Origin of the sequence: Paraglaciecola chathamensis S18K6, assembly GCA_000314955.1 — a bacterium.
In the GTDB taxonomy this organism is placed as follows: Bacteria; Pseudomonadota; Gammaproteobacteria; order Enterobacterales; family Alteromonadaceae; genus Paraglaciecola; species Paraglaciecola chathamensis.
The window spans coordinates 16,050-42,044 of record BAEM01000009.1; the positions used below are offsets into that span (position 1 = coordinate 16,050).

At 44.8% G+C, this 25,995-nt stretch carries 17 protein-coding genes; 5 read left to right on the plus strand and 12 right to left on the minus strand.

Annotation, left to right across the window (positions count from 1 at the left end; all coding sequences use genetic code 11):
- Window positions 1-15: 15 nt before the first annotated feature.
- A complete protein-coding gene (locus GCHA_RS03805) occupies window positions 16-909 on the minus strand; it encodes an aq_1923 C-terminal domain (RefSeq protein WP_007985222.1) in 894 nt (297 codons plus the stop codon).
- A 198-nt stretch (window positions 910-1,107) separates the two neighbouring features.
- On the opposite strand from GCHA_RS03805, the gene yegD reads away from it, so the two are divergent.
- Complete coding sequence (yegD, locus tag GCHA_RS03810; protein ID WP_007985223.1) at window positions 1,108-2,538, plus strand: molecular chaperone; 1,431 nt, start codon at window positions 1,108-1,110, stop codon at window positions 2,536-2,538.
- A 34-nt stretch (window positions 2,539-2,572) separates the two neighbouring features.
- On the opposite strand, the gene GCHA_RS03815 is transcribed toward yegD, so the two are convergent.
- The 3 genes from GCHA_RS03815 to GCHA_RS03825 all read right to left on the minus strand — a co-directional run bounded on the left by GCHA_RS03815 (window position 2,573) and on the right by GCHA_RS03825 (window position 8,724).
- Window positions 2,573-4,075 carry a mannitol dehydrogenase family protein gene (locus tag GCHA_RS03815; RefSeq protein WP_007985225.1) on the minus strand — a complete coding sequence of 501 codons (1,503 nt, stop codon included), beginning with the start codon at window positions 4,073-4,075 and terminating at the stop codon, window positions 2,573-2,575.
- A 10-nt stretch (window positions 4,076-4,085) separates the two neighbouring features.
- Window positions 4,086-5,810, minus strand: coding sequence for a purine-cytosine permease family protein (locus tag GCHA_RS03820; protein WP_007985226.1), 1,725 nt, complete (start codon window positions 5,808-5,810; stop codon window positions 4,086-4,088).
- A 496-nt stretch (window positions 5,811-6,306) separates the two neighbouring features.
- Window positions 6,307-8,724 (minus strand): alkaline phosphatase D family protein, encoded by a 2,418-nt coding sequence (locus GCHA_RS03825; protein WP_007985228.1) that lies wholly within the window; start codon window positions 8,722-8,724, stop codon window positions 6,307-6,309.
- A gap of 254 nt (window positions 8,725-8,978) precedes the next feature.
- Between GCHA_RS03825 and GCHA_RS03830 the strand changes: the two genes are divergently transcribed.
- Window positions 8,979-10,892: a DNA topoisomerase III gene (locus GCHA_RS03830; protein ID WP_007985230.1), complete on the plus strand. Its 1,914-nt coding sequence runs from the start codon at window positions 8,979-8,981 to the stop codon at window positions 10,890-10,892.
- 9 nt (window positions 10,893-10,901) lie between these two features.
- Here GCHA_RS03830 and GCHA_RS03835 read toward each other — a convergent pair whose 3' ends face one another.
- The 4 genes from GCHA_RS03835 to GCHA_RS03850 form a co-directional block, all read right to left on the minus strand.
- Window positions 10,902-13,355 carry a PQQ-binding-like beta-propeller repeat protein gene (locus GCHA_RS03835; protein WP_007985232.1) on the minus strand — a complete coding sequence of 818 codons (2,454 nt, stop codon included), beginning with the start codon at window positions 13,353-13,355 and terminating at the stop codon, window positions 10,902-10,904.
- Window positions 13,356-13,483: 128 nt separating this feature from the next.
- Window positions 13,484-14,533, minus strand: coding sequence for a VOC family protein (locus GCHA_RS03840; protein ID WP_007985234.1), 1,050 nt, complete (start codon window positions 14,531-14,533; stop codon window positions 13,484-13,486).
- A gap of 58 nt (window positions 14,534-14,591) precedes the next feature.
- Window positions 14,592-15,359 carry an SDR family NAD(P)-dependent oxidoreductase gene (locus GCHA_RS03845; protein WP_007985236.1) on the minus strand — a complete coding sequence of 256 codons (768 nt, stop codon included), beginning with the start codon at window positions 15,357-15,359 and terminating at the stop codon, window positions 14,592-14,594.
- A 104-nt stretch (window positions 15,360-15,463) separates the two neighbouring features.
- Entirely contained in the window at window positions 15,464-17,911 is a 2,448-nt protein-coding gene (locus GCHA_RS03850) for a TonB-dependent receptor (RefSeq protein ID WP_039992032.1), read from the minus strand.
- A gap of 385 nt (window positions 17,912-18,296) precedes the next feature.
- Here GCHA_RS03850 and GCHA_RS03860 point away from each other — a divergent pair, with 385 nt between their 5' ends.
- Together GCHA_RS03860 and GCHA_RS03865 are read left to right on the plus strand one after the other, a co-directional pair.
- On the plus strand, window positions 18,297-19,265 hold the full coding sequence (locus tag GCHA_RS03860; RefSeq protein ID WP_007985242.1) for an alpha/beta fold hydrolase: 969 nt from the start codon (window positions 18,297-18,299) through the stop codon (window positions 19,263-19,265).
- Between the two features lie 123 nt (window positions 19,266-19,388).
- Window positions 19,389-20,042 (plus strand): TetR/AcrR family transcriptional regulator, encoded by a 654-nt coding sequence (locus tag GCHA_RS03865; protein WP_007985244.1) that lies wholly within the window; start codon window positions 19,389-19,391, stop codon window positions 20,040-20,042.
- Window positions 20,043-20,293: 251 nt separating this feature from the next.
- On the opposite strand, the gene GCHA_RS03870 is transcribed toward GCHA_RS03865, so the two are convergent.
- A complete protein-coding gene (locus tag GCHA_RS03870) occupies window positions 20,294-21,022 on the minus strand; it encodes a PEP-CTERM sorting domain-containing protein (RefSeq protein ID WP_007985246.1) in 729 nt (242 codons plus the stop codon).
- Window positions 21,023-21,376: 354 nt separating this feature from the next.
- Between GCHA_RS03870 and GCHA_RS03875 the strand changes: the two genes are divergently transcribed.
- A complete protein-coding gene (locus GCHA_RS03875) occupies window positions 21,377-23,365 on the plus strand; it encodes an alpha/beta hydrolase family protein (RefSeq protein WP_007985249.1) in 1,989 nt (662 codons plus the stop codon).
- 211 nt (window positions 23,366-23,576) lie between these two features.
- Here GCHA_RS03875 and arsC read toward each other — a convergent pair whose 3' ends face one another.
- The 3 genes from arsC to GCHA_RS03890 form a co-directional block, all read right to left on the minus strand.
- Window positions 23,577-23,999, minus strand: a complete 423-nt coding sequence (arsC, locus tag GCHA_RS03880) for an arsenate reductase (glutaredoxin) (protein ID WP_007985252.1) — start codon at window positions 23,997-23,999, stop codon at window positions 23,577-23,579.
- 144 nt (window positions 24,000-24,143) lie between these two features.
- Window positions 24,144-25,139 carry a DMT family transporter gene (locus GCHA_RS03885; protein ID WP_007985254.1) on the minus strand — a complete coding sequence of 332 codons (996 nt, stop codon included), beginning with the start codon at window positions 25,137-25,139 and terminating at the stop codon, window positions 24,144-24,146.
- A gap of 100 nt (window positions 25,140-25,239) precedes the next feature.
- Window positions 25,240-25,956 carry an AraC family transcriptional regulator gene (locus GCHA_RS03890; protein ID WP_007985256.1) on the minus strand — a complete coding sequence of 239 codons (717 nt, stop codon included), beginning with the start codon at window positions 25,954-25,956 and terminating at the stop codon, window positions 25,240-25,242.
- Window positions 25,957-25,995 lie beyond the last annotated feature (39 nt).

Genomic DNA, 25,995 nt, shown 5'->3' on the forward strand with positions numbered 1-25,995 from the left:
TTGTGCACAGCTTAATTAATCGATGTCTAAATCAAATTTGAGCTTTTGTAGCTCCCTTTGCATTCCCTGCCCATTGGATAAAAGCAAAGGACCTAATTTCACCGGTGTCTCGCTATCTAGGGTTAGCGTAATGCTATCGCCTTCGAGCAAGGCTATACCCGCTTCGGCTAATTGTTGCTGATACTTGTCACTCGCTTTGTCTTTGGCTAATTTGCCCCGCTCAACAGCTTGATCGCGTAAAGACTGTGCCGTTACTCCTTTTTGCTGTGCTTCGCTTTCAAGTAAGGCTTGTAAAATACCTTCGTCTTCTAAATACAACGAGGCTTCATTCACAACCAAATCTTGCAGTAAAACAGTACCGATAAGCAACGCATTTTGATTGTCTAAATCACGGATTTTTTCAAGGCCTGTCATGTTCAATGACATCCGTAGCTCACCTATATCATCGCCTTCAATGCTCAAGTTTTCTAACTCGACTTCATCGTCTTCTAGGTCTATTTCTATTGATAGTGCGAGATCAGCACTTTTATCTTCCTGTTGTAATAAAAATAACAGCGCCTCTGATAAGTCTCGTGGGTTGGCCCTTATCGGAAAACCCGTTACTTCAATTTCATCCGCTGTTAATGAAAGCTCACTAATAAAGGCGTCTTCCTGGTCATATTCATCAATATAAAGCTCGTCAATCAGGATCTTGCCTAATGAGGTATCAATAACCAACTCGCTGATGGATACGCTACCCAATACCGATGCTGATAAATCGTCATAGGTGATATCAACCCCAAAGCTAGCACTTTCGTTGACCATCCCTTGCATCACCTCCTCCGCTTTTTGCGTTGCCATCATCGAGCCGCCTATGTATACAACAGCCAACAATATTGCGCCTACCAACACCACTTTTTTCATATCCATATTCACACTCTACTATTTACTTTGGGTTTATTATTTGGGCTATTGATAGCAACCCAACACACTTATTGCAACGAAATTAAGCAACACGTTTGTGTATTCAATCACCATTTAATGCACAACCAACATTTAAATAACAATCTGTTGAAGCGCTTTATATTAAAATGCTCGACATTATTTATACCCTCAAGGATTTACTGAATGTTCGCAGGCCTCGACTTTGGCACATCAAATTGCTCTATTGCCGTTATTGAAAACAATGCCCCTGTACTTATTCCCCTAGAAGATGGCAAATATCGCCTGCCTTCATCACTGTTTATCGAGCACAGCCAAAGTGCGCCTGCCAGCCTAACCACTCAGATGATCGACAACCATATCTCTTTGCTAAAAGACGATGCTAAAACGCCCCGCTCACTGAACCACGAGCAATTAGTTAACATGGCGCGCAAACAACTGCGCAATGAGCACAGGCTTAACACAGCTAATGACCAACCGGCACAAAGTATTGTTCAAGCGCTAGCGGCAAATGGTGATGTCATTTTTGGTGAAGAAGCAGAACTAACTCACGTAGCCGCCCCTGAAAGTGGCTTTTATGTTAAGTCGCCTAAATCATTCCTTGGGGCAGATATTAACGCTACCCAAAAAGCGGTATTCACCACAATTGTCGAAAAAATGCTGGCATTTATCAAACAAGAAGCCCAGTACATTAAGCAGCAAGAATTCAGTCAAATCATGATAGGCCGCCCTGTTAATTTTCATGGTTTACTAGGAAAAGACGGTAACAAACAAGCCTTAGGCATTATCGACAGCGCAGCAGCCAAAGTCGGCTTTAAAGACGTACAGTTTTTGATGGAGCCTGTTGCTGCAGCTTATGATTATGAACGTCAGTTAAGCGACGACAAACTCGTGCTTATTCTCGATTTAGGCGGTGGTACCACGGACTGTTCGATGATCAAAGTTGGCCCTAGCTATGTAAATTTAATCGACCGACAAGAGTGCATTTTAAGTCATACAGGCAAGCGTATAGGCGGTATCGATTTAGACAACAAGCTCGCATTAATGGCACTGATGCCTGAATTTGGCAAGAATACGGTGTTAACCAATGGTTTACCGGTGCCTAATCATTTATTTAAGCAGGCAGTGAGCGTTAACGATGTAGCAGCCCAGCAGGAGTTTAATAGTCGTCTAACGGGCAAAGACATAGAAGAGTATTGTCGCATCAGCCCTAATCCAAAACTGAAGCGCTTAAAAACGCTGCGTGACGAAAAATATGGCTTACGGGTCAGTCGCAGCGCCGAGCAAGCCAAAATACTATTGTCAGAACAACAAAGTATTCAGTTGCCATTGCACTACATTGAACGCGGATTAGATATACCAGTGACCCGCGCTCAATTAAGCGATGCCATTGCTGATGAACTCAATAAATTTGAAGGCTTAATGAAAGAAGCGATTACTCAAGCTGGCGCTAACCCTGATGTGCTTTACGTGACCGGCGGTACAGCTATGTCACCTGTTGTACAGCAGTGGATAAATTCGGTGTTTCCCAATTTAGAGATTGTTATTGGTGATCATTTCGGCAGTGTCACCTCAGGCCTAACGACCCACGCACAACGTATATTCGGGGCTCAATAAGCCCCTAATACGTTAAAGTAACACTGCGAATGCGTTAGTTAGCTTGGCTCACCACCGCTTGCATTTGTGCCTTAATATCACCTTGAGCATAAAGCGTTTCGATTTGACGCTTATATTCGGTGACAAATCTTGGCTGCTTTTTCACATCAGCGAAAATGCTATCTAGTTGCAAAAATGCTAATGGGTCATCAGATGTTTGCTGTGCGGCCTTGTGTAAATCAGCAGCCATCACATCATTGATATCCAGTGCTTTGCCATTCTTGTTCACCTGCTTATCGCTGTAATAGCACCAAGCAGCAACCACTAAGGTGGCACACGCTATGTCACCGTCATTGGCTAAATTTTGCAGCAAAGTAGGGAGCAAAAACGTCGATACTTTTGACGAGCTTTCTAAACAAATACGTGACAAGTTATCTTTGATGTTCGGATTAGCAAAGCGCTCAAACAATACGTCTTTGTATTCGGTTAAATCGATTCCTTCCACTGGGTCAAGAATAGGCGTTACTTCAGCATCCATAAACAAACGCAGGTAACGGGCAAAAAGTGGCTCTTGCACTGCCCCATCAATGGTTTCCTGCTCATCAATTGAGCCCAAAATACCTAGAACAGAGTGCCCCGCATTGAGTAAGCGGATTTTCATTTTTTCGTATGGAGTTACGTCAGCGACAAACTGCGCACCAACTTGCTCCCATAATGGACGAACATCGCTGAATTTGTCTTCAATAATCCATTGCAGGAAAGGTTCACAAACGACAGGCCAGTTATCCTTAACGCCCACTTCCTCCGCTAAGTAAGCCATATCGGCCGCTGTAGTTGCAGGTGTGATACGGTCAACCATGGCGTTTGGAAATTGCACTTCCTCGGCTATCCAGCTCGCTAAGGCTTTATCATATTGCCCTACATAGGCTAACAACATCTTGCGCGTCATATTGCCGTTATGTTGAATATTATCGCAAGACTGTATCGTAAACGGTTTTTTACCTGCATCTTTACGCAGTTTTAGCGCCGCAGCCAAATAACCGAAAACTAAACGTGGCGAACCAGGATTCGCTAAATCATGTACGACATCAGGGTGCGTAAAATCAAATTCATCGGTCACGGGGTTAAAGTTATAGCCCCCTTCGGTGATGGTCAAAGAAACAATTTTAGTCTCGTCACTGGCCATCTTATCGATAACTTTTTGCGGTGCATCACAGCTGAGTAAAAAGTCAGTCAAACAACCAATAACTCGGTTTTCAACTTGCCCATTCGGGTGCTTAACAACCAGAGTATATAAATAGTCTTGCTCTTGAAGAATTGACTGCATTTTACGGTCGCCTTCACGCAAACCAACACCGCAGATCCCCCAAGACAAATCACCGCTTTGTTGCATGTAATCGTCGGTATAAAACGCTTCATGAGAGCGATGAAAGCCGCCTACTCCAATATGCACAATCCCTGCCGTTACCTGACTACGGTCATAATTCGGTACTGTGATGCTATCTGGCAGCGAAGATAAATTTGCTTGATTTAATAAAATAGAATCGTTGATAGTCATATTTTTTGTCCTAAACTGTCATGCCAGCGGCATTTTTTTTGCGCTGCATTGCCCAATATGCGGTGAAGAAGTAAATAAGCGTGCAGATAAAGCCTACGTTGAAAAACAAGTCACGGTTGACTTCGTAGTTTGCGATGTCGGCACTAAAGAACATGGTGTTACACGCTAAAATGAAGGTGATAACTAAGCTTGAAATCGAAATCACACGCAACACTTTCGTCAATGCTGAAACGTCCTGCACGTGCTCTGGTTCAAGGGCCGCTTGTGCTGCCTGATGCTGTTCAACTTGCTCATTGAACGCTTCCATTTTGGCTTGCTCTTCAGGGTATTTTTCAGCCGCACCATGGCGCTTAGCCATAAAGGTGTAAACGAAAATAGTGAAGAACCAAGTAGGAATAAATAGGTAGTAGAATGACAACACATCTAGTGCATTCAAACCAAAGCCAAACACCAAGCCTAGGCCCCATGCCATAACAGCGGGACGACTATGGCTAAGCTGGCGATAGGCCACCCAGTAGCGAGTAAAGCCGATACGCGGAAAGATAAAGTGTTCAGCAAACACAATAGCGCCAACGGGCACAACCAATAAACCAGCGTACGTAAGTAGCGGTAATAGTTTAGTGAACACGAATGGGAAACATGCGACCGCCACGGTAACTAAACCCACAGTCAAAGTGGTTTTGGTACGAGAATACTCTTTAAAAATAGCCTGAGCCGCTAACCCTGCGCGGTAAAGATTGGCATTCGCTGTGGTCCAGCCGGCCACGATGACAATCACCAAACCTGACAATCCAAGGGCATGATACGCCACGTCACCTGGATCTAATTCCGAAATCGATTTTTGAACGATAACGGCAGTACCTGCCCCCATGATCCCTGCAGAAATCCACGCAATATAATGACCAAATAACATACCAGCAGACGTACACAAACCGTAAGAGCGTTTGCGCGCATAACGCAGTATCGCCATATCGATTAAACCGAAGTGAGTAATGGTGTTAGCAGCCCATGAGAAACCAATTACTTCGAGCAAACCTATACCCGGTTCACCATTGGTATCCAGCCCTGTCCATACCGATACACTACCGATATGCATAAAGTCCGACCAACTACTTAATCCTGTTTGTCCAATGACCGAATCGGCCAACGCAGGCATCAAAATCAAAGGCCCACTAACAAACATCACAAGTAACCAAGGTGCACAGATACCCGAAAAGTTTGATACTGCCGTAAAGCCATACATGGCGACAAGCACAACGATAATCCCAACCGCTAGCACAATAGCCACAAACCAAGGATTGGTTGGGTACCAATTAAGCTGTGCAGGAATATCGAACGCAAAGCGCACCGCAGTAGCGGATACAGTGATCATGGCGGCAGATATCACAGTGAAAATAATAACATTCGCCCAGTTATAGAGCTTAGTCATTGAATCACCGGCAATTTTTTGCAGATAAGTATAAAGACTTAAACGCGTTTCAACCGCAATAGGTGTGGTGATAAGTGTCCAGCTGAGTACCGCTAAAATATTACCAATTAACAAACCTAATAAAATGTCTGTCATGGTCGCGCCAAGCGCTACGAATGTAGCACCAAATACAAATTCAGTTGCCGCAACATGCTCACCGGCATAAAGGCCTAGAAAGTGAGTCCAGCCTTTTAGTTTGTGTTTCGGGATAGGTAGCTGCTCTTCGCTAATATCACCGATACTGCTGTTATGCGTTTGAGACGTCATAGTTTATTCAACCTGTGTCAATTTAAGTCCGGGCGAGTCCCATATAGCTGACATCGCGTTACTAATTAGTGAAAGTGGGCCTCAAACGATCGAACCAATCCCCGAATCAACCCACACACTTTAGTACTTCATTTCAAAATGAGCATATGCTCTAGTGGCGAGCATATTCCCAAAATTGAATATCACTTGTCAACTCTTTGTTAATGGTCTGAGCACAGCAAACTGCTGTTCAATTAGTAAGCAGCCCGCTACCAGGTATTCGAGAGTACCTTAGCGAATCCATTTAATATTTATTTATTTCAATAAGTTGAATGAAAATAACTGGCTTTTTTTTAGTCAGCAAAAAATGAGGAAGTAAAGTTTTTGTAAATAAACAAAAGTAAAAAAAGCATTTTTTTTGAACAAAAAGTTCTAACAAAAATAAAATGTGACAAAGATCGTTAAAGGGTTTTAACGTTATAAGAAGGGCGCAGCCTGTTACGCCCTTTTGTGATTTCTAGCTCAATCGATTTTTACCCAAGTTTTCCTCTTTATGAATGGTGACGGGCCAGCCTTCATATTGATTTGAAGTTTTATTATCGTTTACATCAATAAGAAACTTGTAGGCATCCATGGTGTAAGTTTGGGCATCGGTATCAAAGGTTATTATGCCGAAACCGCTGCCTTTTTCATGGGCTTTCACATAACGATTCTCTGACTTCCCAACCAATGGATTAGCCACCGCGTAAACATACATCTTGTTGCCGAATGCATCCAAATACTCACCGGTATTACTTAAACCGTGTGCTGGGCGATTATTCACCTCAAATCCCACCGCATCAGGTTTCCACCAGCGCGGCCACCCTGCTGCAATAGCAGGGCTACAAAACGCCCAATTACTATCGCGCTGCTTATTGACACCATATTGTGACAAGGTGCCTAAATGCGTATCACCGCAAATATGCAAAGCCGCTGACTCACGCATGATATCAATAGCATTGTTGCGTGCGGTTGCAGGCCAACCACTGCTATCAAAGTCATATTTCAAGTAACGATCGGGTCGCGGTTGATGTGTCGCAATACCGGCAAATACCGTTTGACTCAGTACCGCTTTAAGTTCGTGACCACGCCAGTCTTGCGCCCATTGCTTCAAGTAAACCTCTTGCCGTTGGCCCAATAAGGCTAAATCAGGACCATCAAAGTCTGGATTAATATATCCTGGGGTTTCATCTTGCCCAGTTTCGCCTACGACCACACCTATCCCTTCAGGCGCACTTTTCCATTGCCGGTCAGCCAAAATTGCAAACCCGACATTGCCATACACTAAGCTTCCATAGTAACTGCTGATACCGCTTGGATTTGGACGAGTATCAAACCCTGTTGGGTGATGCGCCGTATTCGTTTTATGTACCACGTTAACCATAGACATAGGCTGAATGTAGCCCCCTAAAATACTCGCTGACGGGTCACGTTCAATGTGTTGCATAGGTGCGCCGCCCTCTCCCCACAAATTACCTTGTAATACATCATGATCATCAGGTAAGCACACAGTTGGACGATCGCGCATAACATCCCTAAAAGACCAACCGAACTGATAGTACATACGCAAATAATTCAGGGTTGCTCGGTCTGCTGGCGCCCTGACATACCCATAACCACCGTGGTGCTCGTATAATTGATCCCCAGAGAAAAACACCAAATCTGGGTCAAGCTTTTGTAAGTTTTCAGCCACCGGCGTGTAAGGAAAGGCATAATCGTTTTGGCATGTTAGCGATGCCATACGCAACGGACGACCGTCCGGATTCGCTTGAATGGTGCCGGAATAGATATCAGGTGTTTGGGAACCATCTTTATGGAACTGGTTGTATATCACACGAAACGCCGTGTTTTGGCTCTCATCCCAGTTTTCCTGGGTAAAGGTCGCTAGTGATGCCGCCGGGTCAATCTGGCTGTGACCGATTGCGTGCCACTGCCCATCACGTTTGACTTGCAGTTCAACATTTTGATTGTCTTTTTGCCCCATAGGGCCAAGTAAAGCACTGAGTTTAAGCACAAACCCTTTTTCACTCTGAGAGTCGTTCAGGGTGTACATAGTCCACAAAATAGGCCCGAAGCGCTGCTCATCAGAGTACTCGAAGGCATCTCCCGACATGCACCACTGGCTAAACCGATAGCGACTACCGTTATGCTCTAGTGCGTCTGTTTGAAAGTCTGTGGCCGGTAAAGCAAAATTACTTACCAAGGCAACATTTCCCAGGATCTCATCGGCTGAGACCAGCAAAGAATGTGCACCGAGTTCAGTTTGAGAGTTTGGGAGTCGCACCTTAACATCGAGTAACATAGCCCCAACCTGAGGCGTACCTGTAATGATTAAATCCACCGGCTGACCAGCAATATCTTGCACCAAGGTAACGCGCTCGCCCCCTATAACTAAGGTGTTTTTCACGACCCCAATATCAAAACCGTCACGCACGAAACAATTACTTTTGTAGTCATTTATTTCACTGCGCGCCCCTAAGCGCACTCCCCCACCGCCATCATTGGCGTTCTCAGACATATTCTGAATACGCACACTGAGGGTGAAACTCCCCTGTGGATTGGCTAACTGATGGGTAAGTGAATGAACACTGCGATTTCCACCAGGATTAATACAATGGGCGTGCCCATCTTTTACCCGCCAATCTTCCATAGGGTTTGCCCAGTATTCGCCGCCTAGCCAAACTCGATCGTGGGTTTGTTGCCATGGGTCTTGGGTATTAGACGTTAACTTAGCGGGTTTAGTTGTAGCCGTGTTAGTTTGACTAGCACTAAGGGAGTTTGCACACCCAGCACTCGCAGCAAGCACGCCAACCCCGACTCCAGCGCCGACAAATTTCAGCGCATCTCGTCTTGATACGCCCTTGTTACTGCTGTTATTCGCCTTGCTGCCTTTCATACACCACCACATTGATAATTGTAATTTGTTAACAATTATTATACGAAGTGGAAAACAAAAAACCACTCTTATTTGACATTTTATGAATACGGTTTCCCATTTACTACTTAACGGCTAAGCAATAAGCGGCAGGAGGAAGCGTCACCAGTTGCTACTTTACAACCAATGACCAAAACCGGTCACTACACCCGAACGGCTTTTATTGCTACACTACTGTCATTACATACAGCATTATTACCTACAGTCTTGTTTTTATGATTTTATATATAGCCGAAAAGCCCAGCTTAGGGCGCGCCATTGCACAAGGCTTCAGCGGGCAGCAACAGAAAAGTGACGGCTATATTAAACTTGCAAATGGCGACTGCGTAACTTGGTGTATCGGCCATTTGCTTGAACAAGCAGAGCCCGACAAATACGACCCAGCGTATGCAAAGTGGGCGCTACAGCATTTACCCATTGTCCCCCAAGACTGGATATTGGTTCCCAAAAAAGGCACCAGTAAACAGTTATCAGTGATAAAGCGTTTATTGAAAACAGCCACCAAGGTGATTAATGCTGGCGATCCAGACCGCGAGGGCCAGCTACTGGTCGACGAAGTCATCACCTATTGCAAGGTAAAACGCGACATTATCGACAACGCTGGGCGCTTACTTATCAATGATTTAAACCTAAATGCGGTTAAAAAGTCGCTAACGAATATTCGCCCGAATCGCGAATTTACCGGCTTGTCTATCTCTGCCTTAGCTCGTTCTAGAGCCGACTGGCTCTATGGTTTAAATTTAACCCGAGCATATACTCTGCTCGGGCAGCGCGGCGGGTACTCAGGAGTGTTATCTGTGGGCCGGGTACAAACGCCAGTACTTGGCTTGGTTGTCAGGCGAGATGCAGAAATAGCACAATTTGAGTCGAAACCCTTTTATGACGTCATAGCCACGCTCGCCACACAAACCAGCCCAAGTCGCCAAACGTTTACTGCAAAGTGGCAACCCAGTGCAGCCTGCGAGCCTTATCAAGACGAAGAAGGTAGGGTGATTGTTAAAAGGCTCGCTGAAACCGTAGTGAATAAAACCCGCGGCCAGCCGGGGATAGTCGAATCATACACAGTGAAAGACAAACAAAGTCCGCCACCACTGCCATACAACTTATCAGCGCTGCAAATCGACGCATCTAAGCGCTACAACCTATCGCCTAAGGCTGTACTGAATGTGTGCCAGTCTTTGTACGAGCGACATCAATTAATTACTTATCCCCGCTCTGATTCGCGGTATTTACCCATGGAACATTTCAAGGATGCGCAAAACGTATTAAGTGCGATAAAAGCCAATGCTCCTGACCAGAAAAGCGCTGTGGACAATGCCAATAGCAAGCTTAAGTCAAAAGCCTGGAACGACAGCAAAGTAGATGCTCACCATGCGATTATTCCAACATCACGTCGCAAAGCACTAGCAAGTTTAAGTGGTGATGAGGCAAAGATTTATCAGCTAATTTCTACTCAATATGTGATGCAGTTTTATGGCCCCCATAAGTATCAAGAACAGGTAGCCGTGGTGACGATTGCTGGGGGAACCTTTGTAGCCAAAGCAAAAGCCACCACAGATAAAGGCTGGTTGGCATTAACAAAGCAGAGTGAAGCTAAGCAAGAGCCTGCTCTGCCCTCTTTGGTAAAAGGCCAAGTGCTCGATTGTGTTGACTCTCAGTTAGTCGAAAAACAAACGTCGCCTCCTAAACATTTCACCGAAGCAACGCTACTGGCTGCCATGACTGGCATAGCCCGTTATGTGCAGGATGCGAATATTAAAAAGATCCTCAAAGAAACAGACGGCTTAGGAACCGAAGCAACCCGAGCCTCGATTATCGATTTATTGTTTAAACGTCAATTTACGCAAAAAAGCGGCAAAGAAATACACGCCACCCCCACAGGTAAGGCGTTAGTAAACGCCTTGCCAAGTGAATCAACCTTGCCGGATATGACCGCCATTTGGGAAGCGAATCTGGATAAAATATCTCAGCGACAAATGCGCTATCAAGATTTTATGCAACCTCTTACACACACCATAGGCGAGTTAATCAACGCCAGTCAGCGCATCGATACCAGTCAGTTTGCAGGCCTTGCTTCCACCAAGCCGGCCTATAAAAAGAAGTGGCGTAAGAAGAAAAAAGCCAGTTAATACCACCGACTAGTCTTCCAATGCGTAAGCAATAACATAGCCGCCTTTGCCATCACGGGGGCTGCGTGAGTCTTCATAGGTGTTTGTTTCAGGATCCCGAGGGTACGTCCAACTGGGATTTGGCACAGTCACTATGATGAACTGCTTGCCCGTTTTGCTAGATTGATAACTCATAGGGGTAGACTGCCCATGTCCCGGAAGCCCGTGTTCCCACTTTATCTCTCCTGTTCGCACATCATAAGCACGTACTGTGGCATCCATAGTGGAGCTAATAAAAGTGAGCCCTCCTCGCGTCGTTAAGGTGCCGGCTCTAACAGCCACCCCCACCTCTATAGGTAAACCAGAGCGAATTCCGAAGGGACCAGCATGCGCCATATTACCCAACGGTCGGCTCCAGAGTAATTCTTTGGTGTTCAGGTCCATCACGGCGATACGTGCCCACGGCGGTTCAAAACAAGGCACCCGTGTACCCAATTTAGACATAAAGGGTTCTGGCCAACCGTAGTACTTAATGCGTAAATAATCATAAGGATCGTCGGGATCTGCCTCTCGTGGCTCTGGCATAGGCGCGTTAGGGTCCATTCTCACTGCTGGGTGATGGGGGCCCAATAAATATTGCGCAATTGGGCCTGCCTTTGCCACTTGTTCTGGGGTGACCATATTTAGGCGATGAGCCAACATTTGCGGTGCAGCTATGAGCAAGCCATTGTCCGCATCTACTGAAACACTGCCCCAGTTAAATCCGCCAAAATTTCCCGGCGCTAACATAGTACCGCCTATTAACAATGGGCCATCAGCAGAGGGCGGCGTAAACATGCCTTCGTAATTCATGATCTTATATTCAACGCGGCACAAAAGTTGGTCCAAAGGCGTGAGGCCCCACATGTCCTCTTCATGCCTAAATGGATGAAAGTTGGGTAGCGGAGAAAATGGCTGCGTAGGGGAAAGTCGCTCACCATACAGTTCACTTTGCGGTACCGGTCGCTCTTCAATTGGATGCACCGGGGTGCCATCTCGCCTATCCAGTAAAAAGATGTCACCCATTTTTGTAGGCACTGCCACCGAGGGCACCATTTCACCGTCTCGCTCTACATCCACCAATACAGGCTGAGCGGGCAAGTCGTAATCCCACACGTCATGATGCACCGTTTGGTATTTCCAGCGCGGCTCGCCAGTCGCTCCATCTAGCGCCACAATGGCCGATGACCAGCCGTCATCATAGTCTCGTCTGACACCACCCCAATAATCCGGTGAAGCATTACCTGTTGGCGCGTAGATCAGGTCAAGTTCGGGATCGTAGCTCATGATCGTCCACACATTAGGCGTACCTGGGGTGTATATCTCTCCCGCTTTAGGCTCACCGTAATAGCCAGGGTTGCCTAAATCCCACGCCCAGACGAATTCCCCTGTGATAGCGTTAAATGCCCTAACCACACCTGAGGGCAAGCCGAGATCTTGGGTATCTGCCACCAGCCCACCCACAACGGCAACGTCATCAGCAATAAGCGGAGGTGATGTTAGGTAATACTCTCCAAGTTCGTGTAAACCTAACCCGTGGGTTAAATCGACTGAACCGTTTTCTCCAAAATCAGTGCACAGCGCGCCTGTCATGGCATTCACCGCCATCAACCTAGCATCCACAGTGCCAACCATTATACGTTTCGGACATTGCCCTGAATAATCTTCAGGGGCTTCGTGATAACTTATCCCGCGGCACGTTTCTGCATATTGATTGCTACCAGTAGGGATCGCATCGGGGTCGTAGCGCCAAACTTCTTCACCGTTATCACTGTTAACGGCCATCAATACATTTGCTGCACCGCAGATATAAAGAAGATCGTTCACTTGTAGCGGTGTCATTTTAAATGTCTTCTCGACACCTGTACGATAGCGCCATACTTCTTTTAACTTACCGACAGTTTCAGTGTTTATCTGTTCTAACTGGGCGAAACGGCTACCGCCATCCGTGTTGCCGTAATTTTGCCAATCGGTCACCTCGGCTATTTCCGGTACCGTTCTTTGTGTACCCGTACCATTTTGCTCGTAGCCCTGAAAAATTGTCACCAACAAGGCAATAATACTAAGCCCGCTTGGCAAGGCTATCCAGCGGCGATTTACCACAGAACCTTCATGTTGATGCTTGAGTGTTGATACATACCAAGGGGTTACAAACCAAAGACCCAGCACTAACCATGTGGCAACTCGCGGTAAGAATGCGAGCCAATATAAATCTGATTCGTAGATTGCCCATATAAGTGTGACAACCAAGAGCCCACCAAACAGTTTATAGGCTATAGGCTTCCCCTTGATCATATAGACTGCTGTGGCGAACAGTGTGAGGCCCGCTGCAAAATAATAAAGGCTGCCCCCTAGAAAGACGAGATATCCGCCTAGCAGGAGCAACGGCAAGCCAAATAAAAAGAACAGTACAACAACTAACCAGTGGAAAATTTTAGTTAACATGACATTTAGCGCTCCAAGGGACAATATTTCACTGAAAACATAGGAATACCGTGCTCAATCTACTTTTTACGTTGTTTACGTTTCGTAATACCCGCGTTTGTGTTGATTCAGCACAAGGTGTTTTTCAATTATTCCATTCCGTTGTTTTTGAAGTTTTTGGCTGAAAACGGTGACTTAGCTGCTAACGTCTGAAAACCAAGTAAATTACCGTCAGGGTCGCGGCCAAAGAACGTTTTACCGCCATTGAGCAAGTGCGTTTTTGTCACTACGCTGCCCCCAGCATCAAGTAGCATTTGCTTCGCAGTTTCTAAATTGGTGACATCAAACATGACCATATTAAAACCAGTGGCATCAATTGGTCTGGGTGCATCTAGTACTTTTGGAGCTGGGTTATGGTATTGAATAATTTCTAGTTCCAAATTTCTTACTTGAAACCATGCCATTTCCATTTCACTGTCTTTTAGGCCGGAAATTTTATCCACAGGCTCACCAGAATTATGAAAATACTGACCTGAACGACGCGGGTTTTCGGTTTCCAGTAAGATCGAGTAAAAATCAATTAAGCGTTCCATGTCTGTAGTTGCCAGTGAGACATGACGAAGGCGTCGCGCATTTTTTGGCGGCATAGGCAGGTTAAGTTTCTCTATGTCAACGTGCTCTATTTCTATCATGATGTTATCGGGGTCACGCACATAAGCATAAGATACGTGTGTCTTAGGGTTTGTAACCATCTCTTTGTCGCCGATATGACGCGCCCCGCCCGCTAGAATTTTTTGGTATGTCTGCGTGGTATCAATGACCTGAAAAGCAAGATGCGCTAGACCTGGGCCATTGGCATCAACAAAGTTGCTGGCCTTGGCTTTTTCAGAGGGGTCATCGAACTGCATTAATAGCACCTGTGCGTTCACACCTCTTAACAGTTTAGTCCTGGCGGTGACACCTGAGCGCTGAGCAACCTCATTAATCAATGCATTATCATTCAGCTTTCCCGCCTCGATAAGCTGAATTTCTGTCGCGTCACGGTAGAGCTTTTCAGATCGTTCGAGATCGCTCACCGCCATACCTACGTAATTCACCCCTTCAATAACTGGGTTATCCACTCGACTAGGCGGAGTAACAAACCAAGAGCAACCGCTTAGTAGCAAGAGTGCTAAAAAACCGCTTAAATAGTGACGCATAGTTTTCTCCTTATTAGAAAACGAAACAAACTTAGTGTATTTCCGTGATATCAAACCGCTAAAAGTTGACCGTTTTTACCGTTGCACCATCCACCCTTAAGTTAGTGCCAGTAATATGTGACGCCCTCGGGCTAGATAAAAACGTTATCGGATTAGCCACTTCTTCTGGGCTCCCTAAGCGATTAAATGCCGACAGTGACGCGACTTTGTTGTAAAACTCAGGCTGCTTGTTTTTCATCAGATCCCAATGACCGTTTTTGTGTACGATAGGTCCTGGTGATACAACATTAACCCGAATATTAAATTGGCCTAATTGGTTAGCGAGTTTCATCGCATATGAGGTTAACGCCGCTTTAATCGCACCATATTCCAACTCACTAGGCGAATTATTGATCATCACCGAAGCAATAGATGCGACAAAAACAATTGATGGCGAAGCACTCTTTTTAAGATACGGTAGCGCCAGTTCGGTTAATTTAATATGTTGCATTAGGTCTACTTCAAAACGGTTTTTCCAACGTTCAATGCCTTCTTTACTCTCAAGAGTACTGACATTGCTAACCAGCACGTCTAGCCCGCCTAGGTGTTCAATTGCCTCTTTAAACCATGCTTCATACGCCGAGTTGTCAGTCACATCGAACGGCTTAGTAAACACAGGATAAGTACTCGAAGACCAAGTATTAGCGGCTTCATCTAGTGCTGCTTTGCCCCTTGCGCAAGTCGCTAGTTTCATATCTTCCGCTAGAAAGTTTTCCATGACCGCTCTACCGATCCCTCGGCTTCCCCCTGTCACAATCCCTTTTAAACCCTGCATATTTAAATTCATTGGTAATCCTTCATATTTTGAGATTATCAACAGCACAAAAACGCGAGTGATAATCAATCATTGTTTGTTAACTTGCCGCGCCTCATAGAGCAGTTATTCGGCGGCTAAAAGGTATAACCTACAGTTACACCATAGGTTCTGGGTTGATTAATATAGGCACCAACGGTCCCTGCTTGGCCTGCTTGGCCGTATACACTCAACAGGTTTTCGTCGTCAGTTAAATTGCGCCCCCATACCTGAACACTCATGTTGTTATCAAAGTGCAAACCTGCACTCATTCCAAGGTTATTCACCTGCCGAGTAAAGTCTGGGTTATTTGCTGTTATGCTGCCCGACGGAGCAAATACCAGGGCGCTTTCATATGTATAGTCGGCGCGAACATACATATCGGCAGTATCAAATGAGGTGGTATATACGATGCCAGCAACCATGCTTTTCTCGGGAATATTTAACGGCCTTGTGCCAGACAGATCCTCCGGGATGCGATTACCGAATTCATCTAAAGGTGCATTTGGTCCAGGAGGGGCATTTTCAAACTCATCATAAATAGGGTCTAAATAGGTACCCGCTAAGGTGAAAGTCCAATTTTTGTTCAGTGAATAACGAACATCGAATTCGAACCCATCGACTGAGGTTTTCCCCGCGTTTGCTTGAAAGAAATCTATGCCATCAAAACTTCTTACCTGAAAGTCATCAAGTGATTGATCGAAGATCGCCAGATTCGCTTGGAAATTTTGATACCAGACTTTCATGCCCACCTCGGTCACGGTGGAATACTCCGGAGAGGAAAAGCGGGAACCATACATAGGATTAGATGAGTTCTCTCCAGAAGCATCTAGCGCCGAGGCAAGAGAACTAGAAGGCCGTGAGAAGTTAGTTAGATCCCATGATGACGATTTAAACCCAGTCGCTTGGCTAATATAGAAGTTGTAGTTTTCATTGAGTTTGTATGCCAGGCGTAACAAATACGTCGTGTCGCTGTCATCTGATTTACCGTTTTCAAGCGAGTTAGGAAAACTGACTGTGGGTGGCCTAAACTGGGCGGCACTTAACCCAGCGAATGCTCCACCGGCTAACGTGTTGAAATTAATCGCAGAAAACACATCATCATTGGACGTTTCTCTAACGTAGGCTTGTTTTCTATCATTGGTATAATTTAACCCGCCGGTTAAGGTCAATGAGTCGGTCAACTGATAATCAGCTGACGCAAAGAATGAGTAATCCTTGTTGTCTTGCCCTTCGGCATACGACACCGATATGCCCTCTGGGTAGAAGGTCCCTTCAGGAAAGCCTAATGCACTTTCTACAGCAACTAACCCGCCACCCGTGAGTAAATTCACAAAGGGCCTGAGCTGAGGGCCATACTCTAATGCATCTGTTGATTCTATTTCTTCATCGAAAAAGAAACCACCTGCAATCCAGCTAAATGGTCCATCGCTGGTAGATGTCAAACGTAACTCTTGACTAAATGCTCGTATATCGATGTCTCTAACCGAGGTCGATGTATCTACCGAACTATTGCCAACAGGGTTTGAAGCCGCAAGAGAGTTAAAACGATAGGCAGTAATGGAAGTCAACGAGAAGCCTGCAAAGTCCACATCGAGATGAGCAGAGATACCTCCATCTTCTAAGTCGTTGGTCGGCGCTTTAATCAGCACTGACTCTCTAGCAAAGGGATTATTTTCGTCCAAAACGATGCCACCGAGTGCTAAAACAATGCCATTGACAGGCCCACTTATTACATTTGGACTCGAGCAACATATCTCATCGATTTCGCTATAATCCGCTATTACACGAAGCGATACATCAGGTGTTGGCTCCCAAAGTGCCTGGCCTCGAACGTTCCAACGATCTCTGTCATCTTGGTCAGGCACTCCTGCTTGCAATGATGTGATGAAACCATCTCTTCTATTGATACCAGCAGAAAAGCTTAATGCCAGCTCGTCAGTCACCCCACCAGTAACATATCCTTTCACGCGTCTTTGATTGTAATTACCGAGTGTTGCTTCCACTCTGCCTTCTGTGACAAAAGAAGGGGCAGATGTAATTACGCTGACCACCCCAGCGGATGCATTTTTGCCGAAAAGCGTGCTTTGTGGGCCGCTTAGCACTTCGACTCGCTCTACTCGCGGTAAATCTGATATTGCCCCACCGGCTCTTGAACGAAATACACCATCAATAAACACCCCGACTGAGGGCTCTGTACCTATACCTGATGGGCTACCAAAACCGCGAATACTAAAACTAGTCGCAGACGTCAGTGTTGTTTGACTGACTTTCAACGAGGGCACCAACACTTGCAAATCTAATACATCTACTATTTTAGACTGCTCAATATCTGCAGCGCTGGTGACTGATACTGCTATAGGAGTATCTTGCAAAGTGAGCGGTCGTTTGGACGCAGTAACAAAAATACGTTCGACCTCTTCCTCTGAGTCCAAAGCGGAAGTTTGCTGTGCATTCGCTGAAGACATTGCCATGACACCGGCAATAGCGCCGGCAACTGCCCTTGATATTGTTGACCGTTTTAAACGCTTATCAGTTGTAAACATGTTGTATTCCCCGAAAGTAAAATATCCCCTCTCAAGCGAAAACAGAACAACCAATATCGCCGATGAGTGGAATGATTATATAAACAGACAAATAAAACTTATTGAACATGCATACATTAGTCAACAAAAAATTAACATTTACAACGGCAAGCTTCGCAAAAAAGCGATTAAACAATTTAGGCGACATACAAATAAATGACTACAAAACAACAAGATAACTAATAAAAAGTGCTAAAAAATTAAATATACAAGTAAAATAAACTAATGAGTAAAAGTATATTATTTATACTTATAGTTCTTTACAGGAGCGAAACAAGTCGCCATATTAAGAGGGTTAAGATTTTATAACCACCACTAATGAACACTAACCCACTAAGGTTTTATTATGAAACATTACGCTGTGCTAATTGGCTTATTTACCTTACTCATTGGTTGCACAGAACCACAGGATATAGGCGAGCTAACAACACCAAAAAGCCACATGGGGTTTGATTCAAAAACAATCGAGCTGAATGGGTTAACATTTCACTATGTAGAAAAGGGTAGCGGCGATTTGATCTTGTTTTTACATGGATTCCCCTACTTCAGTGAGTCTTGGTTTAAGCTATTGGATGTATTTGGTGAGCACTACCATGCAGTTGCCCCAGATAACAGAGGATACGGCTATACAGATAAACCTGACGACGTCAGTGATTACAAAATTGAAAAGCTAGTTTCGGATGTTGAACAGCTCATGACGCAGCTATCACCAGACAAAAAAGTGATCCTAGTCGGCCATGATTGGGGGGCCAGTTTGGCGTGGGCGGTGGGCCAGCTGTACCCCGAACGTGTTGAAAAGCTCATTATTATCAACGGAGTGCCTTCCAACGCTTTTCTTAAAGTATTACAAGAAAGTAAGCAGCAACGTGAGCGCTCAAAGTATGTAGAAAGCCTAAACGGATGGATGGCAAAAATGATGTTTGCCGTTCGTGGGCCAGAATTGATTTGGAAGGGGGTGGCGCGATTGCATGAAAACGGCCATGTAAACGATCAGTTTAAACAGGCGTTTCTGACCGCTTGGCAACAACCTGACGCTGCTCAATCTGCCGTCAATTGGTATGCAGCAAATTTTCCCCCATTCGACCAGATCCAGCAGGCTGATTATTGGCCCAGTGAAAGTGCTCGTATTACGGTTCCCAGCCTATTGATTTGGTCAAAAGAGGACCCTGCCTTTACCTCGGATGCATTTAACGCCATCCCTGGGTATGTTGACGACTTAACAGTCAAAGTTATCGATACACAAAGCCATGTTCCTTTCATCGACCACTCACAAAGCGTTATCAATTTCATGCAAGATTTTATTCGTGGTAACTAATGTGATTGATTCTCATGCTGGCAACATTAGGCTACCATGCTTAGTTTGCCTCACAGCAATAGATTGGTTGTTAAACGCCATTACCATTTCAAGAAGTTGAAGTGCATAAAATAGAAGCTGATTATGATTAAACCGAAGAAAACACGAGTACGCTTATCTCCTGAACGACGCGAGCACGAAATCTTACAGTACTGTGCCAAAATCGTCGCTGAACAAGGCGTTTTCGCCGTCAGTATCGAGCAAATCGGTAAGGCGCTAGACATCAGCAAGTCCACTGTTTATTCCTATTTCCCCAGCTTGTCTGACTTACTACAGGAATTATTTCGCCGTGAAATGAAATCACTGCGGGCGGCCCAGCAAAAGGCAATTCAAGAAGCGAGCACTATCGAACAATTGGTCCGCGGGGTTACCCATGCTTATCTTGAATACATAGATGAAAAAGGCTTACTTATAAGTCGTTTACAGTCCGATCCGAGTTTGTCTTCTGTGGGTGGTCCTACCGAGTACGGGCGCGAGATTGCCGTTAATCACATCGCTGAAATACTGGCCGAAATGTTTGATATTCCTATGTCGATAGCCATTCCGGGGGTGGATATTTCATTTGGTTTACCAGAAGCAGCAGGGCAATGTTTACACCGTAAAGTAACAGACAAGAAAACCATCGAAGATCTCACCGTTTCTATGATTTTATCCTGTATCCACGCGATAAAAGATGGCAATGATGTGCGGTTACGCCTTATTCCCCAACGCGAATCATCAACAAATTCTGACACCTGAGCCAGAAAATACATCGAATTAACTGATAAATATTCAGCCAATTTACTCACTTGCGTTTTCTTTAATCCTAAAAAAGCAACCTCGCGGTTGCCTTTAAAGGGCTAGTAAACACTTAGCCTTAGCCAACCCAAATTAACTAACCTGAATACTGCATAAGCCGGAAGAATTTGATTAAGCTATTGAATTATAATGTTAAAATTTAGCTTTAACGATACTTCATCAACCAGAACGTCAAGTTAACTAAAACATAGTTACATTCTACGACGGCGTAATACTGCGCCTAATATGCCCAATGCTAACAAGCCTAACGCGCCAGGTGCTGGTACATTTGTGGCATCTGGGGTCGTGGTGACGCTAGTTGGCGTGATGCCATTGGCAAAAACAGTTGGTGCACTCTCATCTTGAGAACTCAGAATTCCATAGAGTGAAGAAGCCGGCTGGTCTCCTTCGAACACAAAACCATCCCAAGTGTTTCCTCCCCAAAGCGCTCCATCATTAGCAGAATACCAATTTAGGGTATTTTCCCCGTTGGTGAAAAAACTATCGATATCACCATATAAATCTTGCGCGGTATATTCTGCAGGGTTGTAGAATCCGCCGCCATCATTATCACTGTTAGATTCTTCTATATAGAGCACTTTCGTTGCCCAGTTTTCGGCATTTATCGTATAGGCTTCATAATAGAAGTAATTGTCATCAACGTTTCCGGCACCACTACTTTCAACATATGAACCCCAATCTTCAGCGGTCTCAATCTTTGCCGTCGTATCAATATTGGTTACGCCAAACCCTACTAATAAACTATTTTCTAGCTCATTAGTCACTGTGTATCGCCCAAGTCCATCTGCGTAACTTTCAGTGAAACTGATGGCACCGAGATTTTGCGTAGGCTCCCCCCCGATGACCGTGGCACTAGCCTGTGCACTGGATAGAGCCAAGCCAAGCATTAAGAATATTTTATTTTTTGATATCAGTTTCATTACTACTTCCATTTGATTTATAAGAACTTTTACGCGCATCGAGATAATTTAGCGCGATGCCTTTAAGCAATAAACCAGCCAAGTGGAAAATCATTTATTTATCAATTACTTAGATGACAAGCTATTTTTAACTGTAAAGAAGTCCGACAAGTTAAATTCATGATTATTATAGATATTCCTCAATAATAATAATTAATTCCTAGATCCTCACTCACCGTGTAAAAGACTCTCTTCGTATGGCCGTGCTGCAAACAGGCCCAAGGATACTCGGTATAAATATCTCCCGAAAACCAGTGTCCGTTTATAAAGACAGTGTTAGTATCTGGGACGAAGTCGTATTAAAGGAGTAATAAAATGAAAAGGAATGCTAAGGCTGTGCACGTCGCCCTTTTTTTGATCTTTAGCCAGTTAGTCAGTACGTCCGCTTTCGGTACGGAATTACCCCCATCACAATTTAGTCGCCTACCTTCGGTCGTAAAACCGAATTTATCGCCTGACGGTGAGCGAATTGCCTTGATCAAAAATTATCTTAATCCTGAAATATCAGTGCTTTCACTGTTAGATGTCAAAACCAACGCCGTAAAGATGCTGGTAAAGTCTGACAACGAAAAGGTAAAAGTAAATTGGTTCACATGGGCCAATGAAAAAACGTTGATAGTCAGCCTACGGTTTGCCAGCAAAGAGAGATTTGTAAAGTTCACTGAGACACGCTTAATCGCTATTGATGTAGATGAAGAAGAAATTAAACAACGTAATCTATTTAAACCAAGAGGCGGACGATCTAAGGAGCATAACTCCCAGTTTCAGGATACGGTTGTCTCATTCTTACCCAATGACCCAGATCATATTTTAATGGCACTGGATCTCGATGTGGCGAACCTACCATCGGTATATAAAGTTAACGTTAATTCGGGTCGCAGATCGCGCGTTCAAAAAGGAAAAATGCAGGTGCGAAGCTGGATGGCTGACCGCCAAGGGAACGTTCGTTTAGGAGAGTCACTCAGCTACAAAACAGGTAAAGCCTCTATACGTTACCGTTTACCAGGCAAAGAAGACTGGGAAAAGATGTATGAACATAACGCCTTAGAAGAAGTAGGCATTAATCCGTTAGGTTTTGCCAAAGATCCTAATATGCTTTTTTACAGTGCCTACAAGGGCGATAAAAAGGCTTTGTATAAAATGAATCTCACTACACAAGAATCTACCTTGGTTTTTGAAGATCCTGAATACGACGTTGATGGTTCACTAATCTACTCAACTAAGCTCAACGACGTCATTGGTATCTATCACTCTAATAGCCCGACGGGTCGTATTTATTGGGACGATAACTATAAAAAGTTTCAAGATGCATTGGACTCGGCCTTGCCTGATACCAGTAACTACCTAGTTGACTTTAGCCGTAGTGAAGAGAGCTACCTACTTTACACTGAGAACGATTTTGTACCCGGAGCCTATTTACTAGGTAATCGACCTGATAGAACGCTAAATATGATATTCCAGCAATACCCTGGATTACATGCGTTCATGACGAGTAACCATAAATTGGTCAGCTATACAGCACGCGATGGCGTAAAAATTGAAGGCTACCTAACGCTGCCTGAAACAACTGACGGCCCAATCGCGACAATTATTCATCCGCATGGCGGCCCAGGAGCGCGTGAATACAGTGGCTTTGACTACTGGACATCATTTTTCATCAACCGTGGTTATGCCGTGTTTCGCCCTAACTTTCGAGGGTCTTCAGGCTATGGTAAACAGTTCGCTGATAGTCAAATGCAAGGTTGGGGATTAACCATGCAAGATGACATAACAGATGCAGCAAAGTGGTTAGTTGACGAGAAAATCGCTGATCCTAAGCGTATGTGTATTGTAGGTGCTAGCTATGGAGGCTATGCCGCAACTATGGCTGCCACCAAAACCCCAGACTTATTTCAATGTGCCATTAGCTTTGCAGGTGTAATGGATTTAAAGCGCTTGGTCAGCAAAAGTCGTCACTTTTTAAACAAGAAGTTTGTGCGAAAACAAATAGGTGAAGATAAAGATGATTTAGAAGCACGTTCACCTTATCACAATGCTGCTAAAATCAAGATCCCCATCTTGCTACTGCACGGTGAAGATGATCGCGTGGTAGACGTCTATCAAAGTCGCCAGATGTATAGTGAACTGCAAGATTTAGACAAGCAGGTAAAGTATATAGAGCTCGAAAACGGCGATCATTACCTCTCAATTCAACGCAATCGCCATCGGGTATTTACCGAGATGGATGCATTCTTAAAAATGCATTTAGGTGTCGCTAGGGCCAGTACAGACGCCCCTGAAAAAAGTCAGGCCGTTGGCGAATAAGCGCGAGCGCTATTTGCCGTGCTTTTTATGAAAACACTATGTATGAAAACACTGTGTATGAAAACACTGTGTATGAAAGCACTGTGTATGCCAGCGCTCTTTATAGAGTTACATTTATGACGATACTATTTGTTGCAACACTCAATACCTTTCTCACACTTTAAAGCGCCCCTGAGGGCGCTTTTTCGTATTAGGCACAAGCCTCACATAATTAGCCGACGACGCGTTCACCTTTGTCATCAATAATCAGCTCACCATCTTCTTTTTTATATGGACCCGGCGGCCACTGAGCAAGCAAGTCGAGAACCTGCTCACTTGGGCGACACAACTTAACGCCTTTTTCAGTACACACAATCGGGCGATTGACTAATATCGGGTGCGTCAACATTGCGTCCAAAATTGCCTCATCACTCACGTCTTCATCTAATAAGCCAAGTTCTTTAGCTGGTGATTTAGTTGTGCGCAGTGCCCTACGCGGTGAGAGATTAGCAGCCGCGAACAGGGCCAACAATTGTGGACGTGTCCAACCTTCCTCTAAGTATTCGATAACCTCAGGTTGATAACCAGCATCTTGAATAATACTCAGTACATTTCGCGATGTTCCACATGCAGGGTTGTGATGTATAACGACCATAAATCTAGCGCTCCTATTTTCAGTAAATGAGTGACTATGCTCCTTAACACACATTTGAAATATCATATATATGAAATTTCGCATTTGAGGCTATAAAAGTCAATACATACTGTTAAGTTTACCTCTAACTTTCCATCAATATTATTACTCGCTACCAATGGAATCATCAGCACGCTTCTCTGTGGCTTGAACCCATAAGCAAACCATAATGAGTAGCATACCGAACCAACCCAAGGGGGAAATGACTTCGCCGACAATCAGCACAGCCAAAATAGCCGCTACAACAGGCTCCATTAATGTAAGCAAAGAAGCACTGCTCGCATTGATGTGCCTGAGACCATAGCCAAAGGCGATATAACCCAATGTCATGGGAATTAACGCCATATATACTGATACCAAGGCGTTGCCTGTAGAACTAAATAAATTATCGCCAGTAAAAAACAATGACGGTAGCAACAACAAGGCTCCTAGGCCGAAAATGCCACCTATGGCAGCTTGAGAGTGCACGCCGCTATCAATCATGGCCCGCGCCGCCCATGCATAACTCGCATAGGTCAAACCCGCCAATAAACCTAAGGCGATCCCCCATAATTGACGCTGAGGCGCTGCTTGACCAGTAAGATAACCAGTAGCATGCTCTGATACTTGCTCGGTTGTTTGCCCTAGGGGCGACAAGTCGGGCATATGTGGCTCCCCAAAAGCGAGTAAAGCGATGCCGATTAGGCCAATCACCACACTGATTAACCAGCGCTTCGTTAGGGAGAGCGTCTTGTTAAAAAGATACTCCAACAGGGCGGCAAACAAAGGGGCACTGCCAATCGATACAACGGTACCTACCGCCACACCGGCCAAGCGCATCGAGCTATAAAACGCGAGTGGATAAACCGCTAGCGCTAACGCGCTCAGTAGTAAAATATTCTTTTGCTGCACCAGACAAGCAAATTGTAGTTTCAACTTTTTATAAGCCAAACCGGCTTGAATTATGCCGGCCACGCCCATAGCAAAAGCACCAATCCCTAGGGGGCTAATGTTAGGAGCAAAGCTCGCCGCTACTCCTGTTGTTCCCCATAGAACGGCAGCGAATAAAATAGCCGTGGCTCCACACTGATATGGAGAAAACCCAACTCGATTAACTATCATGATCTGCCTTTATTTTTGCCTTAAACATGGCCCAAAGTATAGGTAAGCCAGTATTCAAATACTTTGCTAAAAAGACGCAAGGTTTGGTTGAACAGACGTATTATTTTCCTTGAGAGAAAGACCGGGGAGACATACCAACGTAGAGCGAAAAGCGCCGACTAAAGGCTGAAAGGTCACCATAGCCTACTTTTTCAGCGACCAGTTGTACCGGTAAATCAGTATGTGCTAATAAAGCTTTAGCCTTCTCCATTCTAAGTTCAGTAATGTACTGCTGAGCAGTCTTAGAAAAACTGGCTTTAAAACGCTTTTTGAATTGGGTTGAGCTTAAACAGGCTAATCGCGCCAGCTTGTCGATACTCAAAGGTTGTTCAAGATGTGCATTGATCCAGCTTTGAACAGTGCGCATTTGTTTATCAAGCGTTTGAGAAGCCTGTTGCTGTTCAAGCAACATGCTAAATACGTCGAGAATGGAGCGCTCGATCCCACTGTCGACCTGGTGCTGTAATTGCTTTTCAATAAACTGCAAAAAGCTTGTTAACACAGGGGAAATACAAAACACCGCTAAACCACTGTTGAGTAAATGAAGAGGTAAGGTATCTAAGTCGGCCACAATAAAGCGTGCTGCTTCATCCGCTTTGAACCCATGCTCAGTGCCGTTTGGTACCACTACGCATTCCCCAACCGTCACCTGCCCCACATAGCTATTCATCTCAATGACTATGCTTCCTTGTACCGGCAACACCAGTTGGTGGTGCTCGTGATGCACATGACTTTGAAGTTGCTTAGTGTAAGCGCGAATACTTAGACTGTTATTCATTACGGCAATACATCGAAAAAACGGGAAGCCAGTATAGCG